The organism is Candidatus Pelagibacter communis (assembly GCF_001180025.1).
GTDB classification, from domain to species: Bacteria; Pseudomonadota; Alphaproteobacteria; order Pelagibacterales; family Pelagibacteraceae; genus Pelagibacter; species Pelagibacter ubique_A.
This window is the reverse complement of sequence record NZ_CVSK01000067.1, coordinates 41,624-55,216: the sequence shown is the minus strand read 5'-3', so window position 1 is coordinate 55,216 and position 13,593 is coordinate 41,624. Positions and strand designations below refer to the sequence as shown.

Annotated in this window: 14 protein-coding genes; 8 read left to right on the top strand and 6 right to left on the bottom strand. The window is 24.7% G+C overall.

Translation table 11 applies throughout. The annotated features are described in order from the left end of the window. Nucleotides 1-9 precede the first annotated feature (9 nt). Nucleotides 10-1,041 (top strand): phosphoribosylformylglycinamidine cyclo-ligase, encoded by a 1,032-nt coding sequence (gene purM / locus AMN83_RS03335; protein WP_075504260.1) that lies wholly within the window; start codon nucleotides 10-12, stop codon nucleotides 1,039-1,041. Further along, nucleotides 1,016-1,597, top strand: coding sequence for a phosphoribosylglycinamide formyltransferase (gene purN / locus AMN83_RS03330; RefSeq protein WP_075504259.1), 582 nt, complete (start codon nucleotides 1,016-1,018; stop codon nucleotides 1,595-1,597). The genes purM and purN overlap by 26 nt, the downstream gene beginning before the upstream one ends. Here purN and ndk read toward each other — a convergent pair. Next, nucleotides 1,587-1,997, bottom strand: a complete 411-nt coding sequence (ndk, locus tag AMN83_RS03325; RefSeq protein WP_075504258.1) for a nucleoside-diphosphate kinase — start codon at nucleotides 1,995-1,997, stop codon at nucleotides 1,587-1,589. The genes purN and ndk overlap by 11 nt on opposite strands. Beyond that, on the bottom strand, nucleotides 1,990-3,444 hold the full coding sequence (locus AMN83_RS03320) for a leucyl aminopeptidase (RefSeq protein ID WP_075504257.1): 1,455 nt from the start codon (nucleotides 3,442-3,444) through the stop codon (nucleotides 1,990-1,992). Before AMN83_RS03320 ends, ndk begins: the two co-directional genes overlap by 8 nt. Nucleotides 3,445-3,505: 61 nt before the next feature. Here AMN83_RS03320 and AMN83_RS03315 point away from each other — a divergent pair, with 61 nt between their 5' ends. The 6 genes from AMN83_RS03315 to rsmA are packed head-to-tail and all read left to right on the top strand — an operon-like array spanning nucleotide 3,506 to nucleotide 11,007. Further along, on the top strand, nucleotides 3,506-4,654 hold the full coding sequence (locus tag AMN83_RS03315; protein WP_075504256.1) for an LptF/LptG family permease: 1,149 nt from the start codon (nucleotides 3,506-3,508) through the stop codon (nucleotides 4,652-4,654). Then, complete coding sequence (locus AMN83_RS03310; protein WP_075504255.1) at nucleotides 4,651-5,724, top strand: LptF/LptG family permease; 1,074 nt, start codon at nucleotides 4,651-4,653, stop codon at nucleotides 5,722-5,724. Before AMN83_RS03315 ends, AMN83_RS03310 begins: the two co-directional genes overlap by 4 nt. A 1-nt stretch (nucleotide 5,725) precedes the next feature. Next, nucleotides 5,726-8,332 (top strand): LPS-assembly protein LptD, encoded by a 2,607-nt coding sequence (locus tag AMN83_RS03305; RefSeq protein ID WP_075504254.1) that lies wholly within the window; start codon nucleotides 5,726-5,728, stop codon nucleotides 8,330-8,332. An 8-nt stretch (nucleotides 8,333-8,340) separates the two neighbouring features. Next, entirely contained in the window at nucleotides 8,341-9,267 is a 927-nt protein-coding gene (locus tag AMN83_RS03300) for a peptidylprolyl isomerase (protein WP_075504253.1), read from the top strand. Further along, nucleotides 9,257-10,225, top strand: coding sequence for a 4-hydroxythreonine-4-phosphate dehydrogenase PdxA (locus AMN83_RS03295; protein WP_075504252.1), 969 nt, complete (start codon nucleotides 9,257-9,259; stop codon nucleotides 10,223-10,225). Before AMN83_RS03300 ends, AMN83_RS03295 begins: the two co-directional genes overlap by 11 nt. Continuing rightward, nucleotides 10,222-11,007, top strand: a complete 786-nt coding sequence (gene rsmA / locus AMN83_RS03290) for a 16S rRNA (adenine(1518)-N(6)/adenine(1519)-N(6))-dimethyltransferase RsmA (protein ID WP_075504251.1) — start codon at nucleotides 10,222-10,224, stop codon at nucleotides 11,005-11,007. The genes AMN83_RS03295 and rsmA overlap by 4 nt, the downstream gene beginning before the upstream one ends. Here the strand turns inward: rsmA and gmk are convergent. The 4 genes from gmk to fabD are packed head-to-tail and all read right to left on the bottom strand — an operon-like array spanning nucleotide 11,004 to nucleotide 13,593. Continuing rightward, nucleotides 11,004-11,636, bottom strand: a complete 633-nt coding sequence (gene gmk, locus AMN83_RS03285; RefSeq protein WP_075504250.1) for a guanylate kinase — start codon at nucleotides 11,634-11,636, stop codon at nucleotides 11,004-11,006. The genes rsmA and gmk overlap by 4 nt on opposite strands. 8 nt (nucleotides 11,637-11,644) lie before the next feature. Beyond that, entirely contained in the window at nucleotides 11,645-11,884 is a 240-nt protein-coding gene (locus tag AMN83_RS03280; RefSeq protein WP_008544320.1) for an acyl carrier protein, read from the bottom strand. Between the two features lie 48 nt (nucleotides 11,885-11,932). Then, the gene (fabG, locus tag AMN83_RS03275; protein ID WP_075504249.1) at nucleotides 11,933-12,670 is read right to left on the bottom strand and encodes a 3-oxoacyl-[acyl-carrier-protein] reductase; all 738 of its coding nucleotides are present in this window, start codon (nucleotides 12,668-12,670) and stop codon (nucleotides 11,933-11,935) included. After that, nucleotides 12,667-13,593 carry an ACP S-malonyltransferase gene (fabD, locus tag AMN83_RS03270; RefSeq protein ID WP_075504248.1) on the bottom strand — a complete coding sequence of 309 codons (927 nt, stop codon included), beginning with the start codon at nucleotides 13,591-13,593 and terminating at the stop codon, nucleotides 12,667-12,669. Before fabD ends, fabG begins: the two co-directional genes overlap by 4 nt.

The window sequence follows — 13,593 nt, the reverse complement described above, 5'->3', positions numbered from 1 at the left end:
AACATATTAATGAATAAAAAAAAATTTACCTATAAAAAAAGTGGAGTTAATATCAAAGCTGCAGACAAATTTGTTGATTTCATTTCTACAGTTTCAGCAAAAAAAAGAGGCAAAAAAAAGTTTTCAAATATAGGTGGGTTTGGCTCAATAACAAATATACCAGGTAATATTAAACAACCTAAAATCGTAGCTTGTACAGATGGTGTGGGAACCAAAATTGAAATCGCTAATATGTTAAATAAATTCGATACCATTGGAATTGACTTGGTTGCTATGAGTGTAAATGATTTAATCGTACAAGGAGCTAAGCCTTTGCTTTTTTTAGATTATATATCAATAAATAAAATTGATCTTAAAAAACTTAAAGCAATAATAAAAGGGATTAACAAAGGCTGTAATCAATCAGAATGTGAGCTCGTCGGAGGAGAAACTGCTGAAATGCCAGGTACGTATGAAAAAGGTAAATTTGATATCGCAGGTTTTGCTGTAGGAGTTGTAGGAAAGAATAGAATTTTAAATAAAAATAAAATAAAAAAAAATAATCTTATAGTTGCAATTCCTTCAAGTGGTTTACATTCTAATGGATATTCTCTTGTAAGATATTTATTAAAACAAAAAAAAATAAATATTAAAAAAAATAAATTTTTAAAATCTGAGCTTCTAAAACCAACTAAAATATATGTTAAAGAAATAATGAATTTGATAAACAACAAATTAATCAATGGCTGTGCAAATATAACTGGGGGAGGTTTGTCTGATAATATTAAAAGAATTATACCAGATAAGCTCTCTGCACATATAAGTTTAGATAAAATTAAAACGTCTAAAATATTTAATTGGCTTAAAAATAATGGAATTTCTGATAAAGAAATGCTGAAAACATTTAATTGTGGGGTTGGTTTTTGCCTTATTGTTGAAAGTAAAAATTTAAAAAAAATAAGTAAATTTTTTTCAAAAGAATACAAGCCATATGTTATTGGAAGAATTTTAAATGGTAAAAACAAAGTTAAGTTAAATGATTCTATCAACTGGTATCAATAGAATTAGAACAGCTGTGTTTATTTCAGGAACAGGAAGTAATTTAAAATCTTTAATCAAATTTTCTAAAACTAAATTATCTCCTATATCAATTGACTTTATCGTTTCAAATAACTCTAAGGCAAAAGGTTTAAATTATGCCAAAAAATTTAAAATTAAAAAAAAAGTTTTAAATTTTAAAAACAAAAAATTAAGCGAAAATAATCTACTTTCTATCTTAAAAAAAAATAATATAGAAATGATTTGTCTAGCTGGATTTATGAAAATTTTGTCAAAAAATTTTATAAAAAAATTTAAAGGAAAAATTTTAAATATACACCCCTCTTTACTACCTAAATATAAAGGCTTAAATACTCACCAAAGAGCATTAAATAATAAGGAAAAATACTCAGGATGCACTGTTCATTTTGTAAATTCTAAATTAGATTCTGGAAAAATCATTCTACAAAAGAAAGTCAAAATTACAAAAAAAGAAACTGAAATATCTCTTGCTAAAAAAATTTTAGTTCAAGAGCATAAGCTTTACCCAAGAGCTATACTAAAAGTTTTTAATCTTTAAAGAAAAAATGTATTTCAATTTTAGCATTTTCGACACTATCAGATCCGTGTACGGAATTCTTATCAATCGAAATTCCATATTTTTTTCTAATTGTGCCTTCTTTAGCATCTTTTGGATTTGTGGCTCCCATTAGCTCTCTATTACCTAATACTGCATTTTCTTTCTCAAGAACCATAACCACAATTGGACCAGAAGAAAGATAATCACATAAATCGTTATAAAATGGCTTAGTTTCGTGCACTTTATAAAATTTTTCTGCCTCAGATTTTTCAATTTGAATTTTTTTTTCTTTTAAAATTGAAAAACCATTGCTCTTAAACATTTCTTTAATTTCGTTTTCAAGATTTCTCTCAACTGCATCTGGTTTAATAATTGACAAAGTTTGTTCTAAATTACTCATAATGATCCTCTATTAGTTTGTTTAATAATCTAACTCCATAACCTGTAGCACCACCTGAATTTAATGCTCCACCATATTTTGAAAAAGCCATTCCAGCTATATCTAAATGTGCCCATGGAGTTTTGTTTAAAATAAATCTTTGTAAAAATTGCGCAGCTGTAGTTGAGCCAGCACCACCTACATAATTAATATTCTGCATGTCCGCATTTTTTGAGTCGATTAATTTATCAAAATTTTTATTTAATGGCATTCTCCAAACTTTTTCCTCAACATTTTCGCCTGCATCAATTAATTGTTTAGATAATTTATCATCATTTGAAAATAGCCCCGCATACTCAGATCCAAGTGAAACAATAATAGCTCCAGTTAAAGTTGCTAAATCCACTATAAATTTTGGTTTAAATTTTTCTTCTGTATAAGTTAATGCATCAGCTAATACCAATCTTCCTTCTGCGTCAGTGTTTAAAATTTCAACTGTCTTTCCACTGTAAGACTTAACAATATCTCCTGGTCTTTGTGCATTTCCTCCAGGCATATTTTCTACCAAACCAACTACACCAACTGCATTTACTTTTGCTTTTCTTAAAGCTAAACTTTTCATTAATCCAACAACTACTGCTGATCCTGCCATATCGTAAGTCATATCTTCCATAAACTTTGCGGGCTTTAAAGATATTCCGCCTGTATCAAAACATACTCCTTTACCCACAAATGCTAAAGGTTTTGATTTTTTATTCAAACCATTCCATTCGATTGTAACAAGGTATGATCCTCTAATACTGCCCTGACCTACACCAAGTAGAGTGTTCATTCCAAGTTTTTTTAATTTTTTTTCATCATATATCGTTACTTTTAAACCGTATTTTCTTAGTGAGTTTAATCTTTTTGCATATTCGTCAGGATGCAGAATATTACCAGGCTCAGAAACTAAATCTCTAGTATAAAAAGTTCCGTTTTCTATTGCTCTAAATTTAATTTGATCTTTAGTAGATGGTTGATTTTTACCTGTTATAATTACTGAAATATTTTTACTATTTATTTTTGTTTTGTATTTATCAAATGTGTAAGATTTTAATTTTATACCATGTGCAAAGTAACCCATAATATTTTTTTGTTGAGTCGATAAAGAATCTGAATTCAAGTTGAATTCACTTATTTTACTATTTTTAAATTGATCATAAAAACTTGCACCTAAATTTTCTAGATCAGAATTTGTAATATTTTTTTTTAATGAAACTAATATTATTTTCTTTTTTGAGCTAATATCGAATGATAATATTTTCTTTTTTTCGTCCCTTTTTTTGATTAAGTCAGCAATAAATTCATAATCTGAGCCTGAAATGTGTTTTTTTAAGCTGGAAACATTGAACTTTTCATCAATAAATAAAACTAAATTTTGAGCATTATTTTTTGTTTTTTTGTTTTTATAAGATATTTGAACTGTCATAAATTTTAAATACAATCTACACGAGATGAATGCTATATATGAATAAAATTAGCATATTTCAATGAAAAAAATTTTATTTAGAAAATTATTATCAGATTATCTAACATTTTTTTTTCTAACTTTAATAAGTACTACTATAGTTATTTGGGTTTTCCAAGCAGTTAACTTTCTGGATATTATGATTGAAGATGGGCGAGACTATCTAGTTTATATAAATTATTCATTATTAAATTTTCCTAAAATTTTAAGTCGAATTTTTCCGTTTGTATTATTTTTTAGCCTTTTTTATATAACTTCTAAGTATGAATTAAATAACGAATTAATTATATTTTGGAGCTTTGGGGTTCAGAAAATAGAAATAATTAATTTTATATTTAGAGTTTCAATTTTATTAATGTTGTTACAAATGATTTTAACAAGCCACTTTGTTCCTAAATCCCAAGATCAAGCCAGATCTTTCTTAAGAACCTCAACTATTAATTTTTTTGGTAACTTTATAAAACCACAAAGATTTAATGATACAATTAAAGGAGTTACTATATATGCAGATAAAAAAGATGATAAAGGAAATTTAGATAACTTATATCTGAAAAGAGAATTTGAAAATAATCAATTTCAAATAACATATGCTAAAAAAGGCGAATTTATAGAAAAAGGAAATGCGCCTGTATTAGTTCTGTATCAAGGTGCAACTTTAACTTCTAGAAATAATAAAATTACTAATATTTCATTTTCAAAATCAGATTTTTCATTATCTAATATTGAAACAAACACTACAACTTATAAAAAAACTCAAGAAATTTCCTCATTTAAAATACTACAATGTATAAATAATTTCTTTAATTTAAAAAAAAAAAAATTTGATGAAAAATCTAAAAATATTGAAAATTGCTCTCTAGCTAATATTGATAATATTTTTAAAGAGTTTTATAAAAGATTTATTATCCCAATCTATATTCCAATTTTATCAATTATTCCTTTTTTACTTTTAGTTTTATCAAAAGAAAATAATAGATATCAAAAATTAAAGTTCACTACTTTTTTAATTGGTCTTTTTATAATAATTTTTTCAGAAACAACAATAAGATTTATTTCAAATAACTTTTTACAAAATATGTTTATAATTTTAATTCCCTTTCTTTTGGGTTTATTTTTATATTTATATTTTATTTTTAAATTCACTTTTAATTATAAAAATATACAATCATGAAAGTATATATTAAATTCATAACTTCTGTTTTTTTTAGATCTCTATTTTTTGTATTCTCTATAATGATTAGTTTAGTATTTATTTTAAATCTACTTAGTGAACTTGAGTTTTTTAAAAATGAAAATATATCAATTGGATTTACAATATTTTTATCATTAATAAATTCTCCATCCCAGATTTTTGAGATGTTCCCATTTATTATGTTAATAACAATTCAACTTTTTTTTATTAAATTTTTTGAATACAAAGAAATAGAAATTTTTAAATATTCTGGCCTAAAAAATTCAAAAATTATAATTATACTTGGCTCATTATCTTTTATTACAGGAATATTAGTAATTTTAATATTTTATAATTTATCATCTAATTTAAAAAATATTTATTTAGAACTTAAGTCAAACTATACTAATGATGGAAAATACCTTGCTGTTGTCACAAAAAATGGACTTTGGATAAAAGATAAAGTAGATGAAAAAATCATTATAACAAATTCCTCCTCCATAGATGGAAAATATTTAGTTAAAAACTTTATTACTGAATTTGATGAAAATTATAACGTCATTCGAAATATACAAAGTAATGAAATTGATATATCAAAAAAAGAATGGAAGATTTTAAAACCAACAATTTATAAGCAAAATAATTATGAGGACAAAGATATAGTATACCTAAATACAAATTTTAACTCTGAGAGAATTCAAACCTTATATTCAAATTTATCTTCATTAAATTTATATGAGCTATATGAATTAAAAAAAAATTACGTAAAATTAAACTATTCAATTACAGATGTTAATTTGCACTTACTAAAACTCATATCTAATCCTATATATTTGTTGTTAATAACAATTTTTTCAGCGTTGATTATGTTAAACATTAAGCAAGTTAAAAGCTCTACATTTAAAATTTCGATAGGACTATTTTTCTCAGTGATAATTTATTATTTAAATAATTTTTCATATATCTTGGGAAGTACTGAGAGAATATCGTTATTATTATCAATTTTTTTACCCCTCGTAATTTTAGGAACTATTAATGCTTTATTGCTTTATAAGGTAAACGTAAAATAATATGAAAAAAATAATCTTAATATTTATATTTTTTTTACTTTCATCAAATTCATTTGCTTCTGAACAATTCATTTTTAATGTAACTGAAATTGAAATAACCGATGATGGAAACAAATTTATTGGAAATAAAAACGGAACAGCTAAATCAGATAGTGGAATAATTATAGATGCAGAAAACTTTGAATACAATAAAAAATTAAATATTTTGAATGCAAAAGGAAAAGTTAAAATAACTGATACTATAAATAAATATATTATATTTACAGACGAAATAATTTACGACAAAGAAAAAGAATTAATTAAAACAAAAATAAAATCAAAAGCATTTAGTTTAAATGATGACATAACAATAACTGCTGAGAAATTTGAGTATAATAAGTCATTAAATAAAATTATTGCAAAGAATGATGTCAAGATAATAGACCAGAAAGAAGATTATAAAATTTTTGCAGATCAAATTACTTATTTAAGAAATGAAGAAAAAATTATTACAAAAGGAAAAACAAGTGCAATTATAAAATCAAAGTATGACTTTAATTCTAAAGATGTTTTATTCCTAAAGAATTCGATGGAATTGAGTTCAAAAAAATTTACGTCAGTAAAAGATAAAAAAAATTTATACAACTTAAAAAAGTTTAAATATTTAATTAATGAGGAAAAACTATTTGGTGAAGATATACTTATCTCTACAAACTTTAAATCACCAAAAAATGATAAATTCTATTTCTCTAGTGGTATTGTAGATTTAAAAACGCAAAATTTTATTGCAAAAGATACAAAAATCAATTTGCACAAAAGTTTATTTGATAATTCTGAAAATGATCCAAGACTTAATGGGGTATCCTCAATTAAAAATGAAAATATAGTAACTATTAACAAAGGTGTTTTTACGAGCTGTAAAGAGACAGATACCTGTCCTCCATGGTCAATCCAAGCAGATGAAATTAAACATGATAAAAATAAAAAACAATTAAATTATAAAAATGCAATTGTTAGATTGTATGATTTTCCAATTCTTTACTTCCCTAAATTTTTTCATCCAGATCCCACAGTTAAAAGACAGTCAGGTTTTTTAAAACCAATTTTAAATAATTCTAATGTATTGGGAAGTTCATTTACAGTACCATATTATTCTGTGTTATCTGAACATAGCGACTTAACCACTGCTCCATTATTTTTTGATAGCAAAACTAAAATGATTCAAAATGAGTTTAGATCAGTTGGAGAAAAGTATAGTTTTAAGGGAAATTTTGGTCACACTAGAAAATATGAATCATCATTACAAAATAAAAATAAAAATATTAGTTATATATTTTCAAATTTAAAATATGATTTAGAATTTGATGATTTTGAAACAAGTAAATTTTATATTAATATTGAAAAAATAACTAATGACACTTTTCTAAAAGTATTTGACTCAAATTTAATTGATGACACAACATCTTTAAAACCACAGAATAAAGATAGCTTATCAAGTGAATTTAAATTTACTCTGGATAAAGAAGAATTTAATTTAACAACTGGATTTCAATCGTTTGAAAATTTACAATTATCAAATAATGATAGATATCAATATATTCTTCCTTATTATAATTTTAATACAACTCTATTTCCCAGTAAATATGCTGGTTCACTTAGATTTAGCTCGAGTGGAAGTAATAATTTAAATAATACAAATCAGTTAAAATCTCAAATAACAAATAACTTGGACTATTCAAGTTTAGACTATGTGTCAGAAATTGGTGTTAAAAATAACTTTAATATTAAATTGAAAAATCTAAATTCTGTTGGAAAAAACATCTCCGAATATAAGTCAAGCCCTGAAATAGAAATTTCATCATTAGTTGAATTTAACTCAACTCTTCCATTAAAGAAAATTGATAATGATTATATAAGTTTATTATCTCCTAAATTATCTTTAAGAGCGAATCCAGGCGATATGAAAAATTATAAAACCGATTCAAGAACCATAACTCCTGAAAATATTTTTTCACTTAATCGTCTAGGTCTAGATGACTCCCTTGAGTCTGGTAAATCTCTAACCATTGGTTTTGATTATAGAAAAGAAAAATTAGAAAATATGAATAAATATTTTGAGTTAAAATTAGCTTCAGTTTTAAGAGATAAGGAAGAAAACTTTATACCCGAAAATACTACATTGAATAAAAAAACCTCAAATATTTATGGTTCACTGTCCAATAACTTTTCAGAAAATTTAAAATTAGATTATAACTTTGCTATAGATAATAATCTCAACGAAATACAATACAATGATATTAAAACTACGTTAACAATAAATAATTTTGTTACTTCATTTAATTTTATAAAAGAAATTAATGAAATGGGTGATCAAAATTTAATTGAAAATAGAACTTCTTTCAAGGTAGATGAAAATAACTACTTATCTTTTAATACTAGAAGAAATAGAAAGCTAGATTTGACTGAATACTATGACTTAATCTATGAATATAAAAATGACTGCCTAACAGCTGGAATTAAATATAATAAAACTTATTATGAAGATAGAGATTTAAAACCAACAGAAAATTTGTTTTTTAGTCTTACATTATTTCCATTAACAACATATGAACAAAAAATTGATCAATAAATTTTTAAATGAATTTTAAAATAAAAATTGTAATCTTTTTCTTATTAACACTATTTTTTAATAATAAAATTTATGCTTTAGAAAATAAAATTCTTTTTAAAGTAGATAATGAAATTATTACTTCTATAGATATTCTAAATGAGATCCAATATTTATCTTTATTAAATAAAAATCTTTCTAACTTAAAAAAAGAAAATATTTTTGAAATTGCTAAAAATTCAATAATTAAAGAAAAAATTAAAATTATTGAGTTATCAAGATACCTTGATAAAATTGAGGTTGAACAAAAATACTATAAATTATTTTTAAATGATTATATTAAGAATCTTAATGTAAGCTCATTAGAAGATTTTGAAAGATTAATTTTAGAAAAAGGAATTAAAATTGAAAATATTCAACAAAAAATAAAAGTTGAATTATTATGGAATCAATTAATATTTAGTAAATTCTCAAAAGATATAAAAATTAATAAAGAAAAAATAAAAGAAGAAATTCTTAAAAATAATTTACAAAATGAATATTTGATTTCAGAAATAGTTTTTAATCTTGATAAAGGACAGCAGCTAAATACTAAATTAAATTTAATAAAATCAGAAATAAAAGATAATAGTTTCTCTAGTGCCGCATTAATGCACAGTATTTCAAATTCGTCAAATAATGGAGGAAGACTTGGATGGATCAAACTTAATTCATTAAATTCAAAAATAAAAAATCAAATATTAAAAACAAAAGTGAATGGAATTACGGAACCAATAGTAATACCAGGAGGTTTTATTATTTTAAAAATTAATGATGTTAGAAAAACAAAAATAGTTGATAACATTGACAAGGAAGTTGAGCTAGTAGTGAGAGAAGTTAGCAACAAACAATTAAATCAGCATTCAATTATTTACTTTAATAAAATAAAAAAAGAAATTGAAATAAATGAATTCTAGATATTCAATTTTAGTAATAGCGGGCGAGCCAAACAGTGTTTTTTTAGAAATTTATTTTAAATCATTAAAAAAATTGAAAATTAAAAAACCTTTGATTTTAATTGTATCTTTAAAATTAATTAAACTTCAAATGAAAAAATTGAAATTCAAAAGAAAAATAAAAATCATAAACCCTGATGAAATTTTAAACTATAAATTAGATAACAACTACTTAAATATAATTGATGTGGATTATAAACAAAGCAAAGCTTTTGAAAAAATAACTTCAAAATCAAATAATTATATACAAAAAAGTTTTGAAATCGGGTTTAATATTTTAAAAGAAAATAAAATTAAAAATTTAATTACCGGTCCTATTTCAAAAAAAACTTTCTTGAATAAAAAATACTTAGGATTAACTGAATATATTTCAGATAATTTTAAAATAAAAAAAAATGCAATGCTTATATATAACAAAAAATTATCAGTATGTCCTTTAACCACTCACTTGCCATTAAAGAAAGTTTCGAAAAAAATAAATAAAAAGTTAATTATAGAAAAAGTAAAATTAATAAATAAATTTTATGTAAATAAATTCAAATTAAAGCCAAAAATAGCAATTTTAAGTCTAAACCCTCATGGTGAAAGTATAGATAAATTTAATGAAGATGAAAAAATTATAAAACCTGCGATAAAATACTTAAGAAAATTTAAGTATAAAGTCTCAGGACCTTATTCAGCTGATACATTTTTTTTAAAAGGTAATATGGAAAATTTCAAAGTTGTAATTGGGATGTATCACGACCAAGTGCTTACTCCAATTAAAACACTTTTTAATTATGATGCGATTAATATAACTCTTGGATTACCTATGCTAAGGGTCTCGCCGGATCATGGTCCAAATGAAAAAATGATTGGAAAAAATATTTCTAACCCTTTGAGTTTAATCAAAGCAATTAAATTTTTGGATAACAATTGAATAGAGCTAAAAAAAGTTTAGGTCAGAATTTTTTAATTGATAAAAATATCTTAGAGAAGATTGTAAATGTAGTAGATTTTCAAAATAAAACTATTCTTGAGGTTGGGCCAGGAACTGGAAATTTAACATCATTCATTTTAAATAAAAATCCAAGAAAAGTGTTTGTAGTTGAAAAAGATAATGAATTAGTAAGTGATCTAAGAAATAAATTTAATGATAAATTAATAATTATAAATGATGATGTTTTAAAGATTGATGAAACTAAACTTTTCAATGATAAAGTCATTGTTTTTGGTAATTTGCCATATAATATTTCTACAGAAATTATAAGTAAATGGATATTAAACTTAAAACAGAATTTTTGGTTTGAATGTCTAATTTTAATGTTTCAGAAAGAAGTCGCAGACAGAATAATTGCTAACCTCAATACTTCAAGTTATGGAAGGTTGTCAATTATTTGTAATTGGAAACTGAATATAAAAAAATTATTTGATATAAAACCAAATGCGTTTTCTCCAAAACCAAAAATAGATAGTTCTTTACTTTTTTTTTATCCAAAAAAAAAATTTGTTAAAATTAAAGATCCAGCTAACTTGCAAAAAATTACAAGAGTTTTTTTTAATCAAAGAAGAAAAATGATTAAGAAACCCTTCAATCAACTTTTTAATGGAAATAAAAAAATTATAGATAAACTTAATATAAATTTAACTATGAGGCCACAAAATATAAATTTAGATACTTACTACAAACTAGCTTGTGAATATGAGGACTTGAGAAGTTAGTTCGTTAGTTTATCAACGTGATTTCTAATATAATCTAGATCGTAATCTTTAGAGCCATCATTTATTACTGCATCAATTAAGTTTGATATTTTAATATAACATTCATCTAAGTCATTATTTATCACAACATAATCATAGTTTATCCAATGCAATACATCTCTTTCAAATTGCTTCATTCTTTCTTGAGCTATTAATTTATCATTTGCGTGTCTTTTGGATAATCTTTCAAACAAAACCTCCTTACTAGGGGGAAGTATAAAGAAAGTAATTAATTTATAATCTAATTTTTTATTTTTAATTTGATCAGCTCCCTGCCAATCAATATCAAAAAGAACATTTTTTCCTTTATTTAATTTGTCTATGACAGGTGTTCTTGTTGTGCCATAAAAATTATTGAAAACTTTTGCATACTCAAGAAACTCTTCATTTTTAATAAGTCTTTTGAACTCTGTTTCATAAACAAAGAAATAGTCTTCGTTTTGACTTTCGTTTGGTCGTGGTTGTCTGGTTGTGTGAGATATAGAGATTTCAAAATTATTTTTTTCTGATAATTTTTTTACAAGAGTAGTTTTACCTGCTCCTGAAGGAGAGGATAATATAATCATTATCCCATCTTTTTTTGATGGCATTAAAATTTCTAGTTAGCTTTTCCTTCGATAAATTTGACTGCATCACCTACAGTTAAAATTTTCTCAGCTTCACTGTCTGAAATTTCAGATCCAAATTCTTCTTCAAAAGCCATCACTAATTCTACTGTATCTAAACTGTCAGCCCCTAAATCATCTATAAAACTAGACTCTTCAGTAACTTTGGCTTCATCGATACCTAAGTGATCTGCTACAATTTTTTTTACCTTACTTGAAACGTCTTCTGACATATTGATCCTTTTTGTTATAAATTCTTAATAGTTTAAAAACCTATTTTGTCAAGCCATATACATGCCTCCATTAACATGCAAGGTTTCTCCGTTTATATAACTTGAGTGACTAGAACATAAAAAAAGTACAGCATTTGCAATATCATCTGGCTCTCCTAGTCGGGCAGAAGGAATTTTTGATATTATTGCCTCTTTAAATTTGTCATCTAATTTATCTGTCATAGCTGTTTTGATAAAACCAGGTGAAATACAATTTATATTTATATTTTTCTTAGCATATTCTATTGCCAAACTCTTAGACATAGCAATTATACCTGCTTTAGAAGCGGTGTAATTAGCCTGTCCTAAATTACCTGTATGTCCAACAACTGAGGTAATATTAATAATCTTTCCAGATTTGTTTTTAAGCATTTTTTTAATTGCTGATTTGCTCATTAAAAAAGTTGATGTTAAATTTACATCGATTACTTTTTTCCATTCATCTAGGCTCATCCTTATTGCTAAATTATCTTGGGTAATGCCTGCATTATTAACTATACAATCTAAACTGCCGCCAAGTTCTTTGGTTGCGTTTTCAACAAACTCCTCAATTTTATCGCTTTGAGAAATATCAAACTTTAATGTTTTAATATTTCCATATTTACCTTTTAGTTCCTCAAGTTTTTCTATTCTTGTACCTGAAGCTAAAATATTTGCTCCTGATTGACTTAATTTTTCAATTATTGAATTTCCGATCCCACCTGAAGCACCTGTAACGATAATATTTTTACCTTTTAAATCTATCATATTTTTAAACCCTCAATATCACTTTGACTATTTATTGTATCAATTTTTACATCTCTATTAATTCTTTTTACCAAACCTGACAAAACTTTCCCAGGTCCAATTTCTATAAAATGGTCTACATTATTTTCTATCATACTAATTACACTCTCTCTCCATCTAACTCTATTTTCTATTTGCTTAATCAATAGATTTTTTAGCTCATCTAGATCTTTAATTTCGTTAGCAGTTACGTTTGAAATTAATTTATTTTGTCCATTTTTAAAATTAAGTTTATTTAACTCCTCTGACATAATTTTTGTTGCATTATTCATCAAATTACAGTGGAAGGGTGCACTTACCGGAAGCTTAATGTTTTTTATTGAATTATCTTTTAAAATTTGAATTAAATTTTCTAAATCCCCTGTTTCTCCACTTAAAACAATTTGACCTTCAGAATTGTCATTTGCAATTTGTGCTTTTAAATTTCCTTTATTTTCTTTCAAAATTTTTTCAATCATATCAACTGTTGAGCCCAATACCGCAACCATTCCTCCCTGTCCTTTAGGTACAGAGTTTTGCATAGCATCCCCTCTGATTCTTAAAATTCTTAAGGTATCAGAAAAATCTAGATATCCTGCACACGATAAAGCTGAATATTCACCTAAAGAGTGTCCAGCAAAGTATTTTGCTTTATTCAAATCTATATTGAATTCATGTTTTGCTAAATTAAATATTGAGTAACTTATTAGATATATGGCCGGCTGCGTATTTGCAGTTAAATCTAACTCTTCTTTTGGTCCCTCTAGAATAAGTTTAGAAATAGAAAAATTTAGCGTATCATCTGCCAGTTTAAAAAGGTCTTTTACTATATTAAATTTATCATAAAGCTCCTTTCCCATTCCCACTATTTGAGATCCTTGACCTGGAAAAATTACTGAAAACAT

Excerpts from the sequence above, each read along its gene's own strand:
- AMN83_RS03305 (WP_075504254.1), top strand. The coding sequence starts at position 5,726 with ATGAAAAAAATAATCTTAATATTTATATTTTTTTTACTTTCATCAAAT.
- fabD (WP_075504248.1), bottom strand. The coding sequence starts at position 13,593 with ATGTTTTCAGTAATTTTTCCAGGTCAAGGATCTCAAATAGTGGGAATG.
- purN (WP_075504259.1), top strand. The coding sequence starts at position 1,016 with ATGATTCTATCAACTGGTATCAATAGAATTAGAACAGCTGTGTTTATT.
- ndk (WP_075504258.1), bottom strand. The coding sequence starts at position 1,997 with ATGAGTAATTTAGAACAAACTTTGTCAATTATTAAACCAGATGCAGTT.
- purM (WP_075504260.1), top strand. The coding sequence starts at position 10 with ATGAATAAAAAAAAATTTACCTATAAAAAAAGTGGAGTTAATATCAAA.
- AMN83_RS03315 (WP_075504256.1), top strand. The coding sequence starts at position 3,506 with ATGAAAAAAATTTTATTTAGAAAATTATTATCAGATTATCTAACATTT.
- fabG (WP_075504249.1), bottom strand. The coding sequence starts at position 12,670 with ATGATAGATTTAAAAGGTAAAAATATTATCGTTACAGGTGCTTCAGGT.
- AMN83_RS03295 (WP_075504252.1), top strand. The coding sequence starts at position 9,257 with ATGAATTCTAGATATTCAATTTTAGTAATAGCGGGCGAGCCAAACAGT.
- AMN83_RS03300 (WP_075504253.1), top strand. The coding sequence starts at position 8,341 with ATGAATTTTAAAATAAAAATTGTAATCTTTTTCTTATTAACACTATTT.
- AMN83_RS03310 (WP_075504255.1), top strand. The coding sequence starts at position 4,651 with ATGAAAGTATATATTAAATTCATAACTTCTGTTTTTTTTAGATCTCTA.
- AMN83_RS03320 (WP_075504257.1), bottom strand. The coding sequence starts at position 3,444 with ATGACAGTTCAAATATCTTATAAAAACAAAAAAACAAAAAATAATGCT.
- AMN83_RS03280 (WP_008544320.1), bottom strand. The coding sequence starts at position 11,884 with ATGTCAGAAGACGTTTCAAGTAAGGTAAAAAAAATTGTAGCAGATCAC.
- gmk (WP_075504250.1), bottom strand. The coding sequence starts at position 11,636 with ATGCCATCAAAAAAAGATGGGATAATGATTATATTATCCTCTCCTTCA.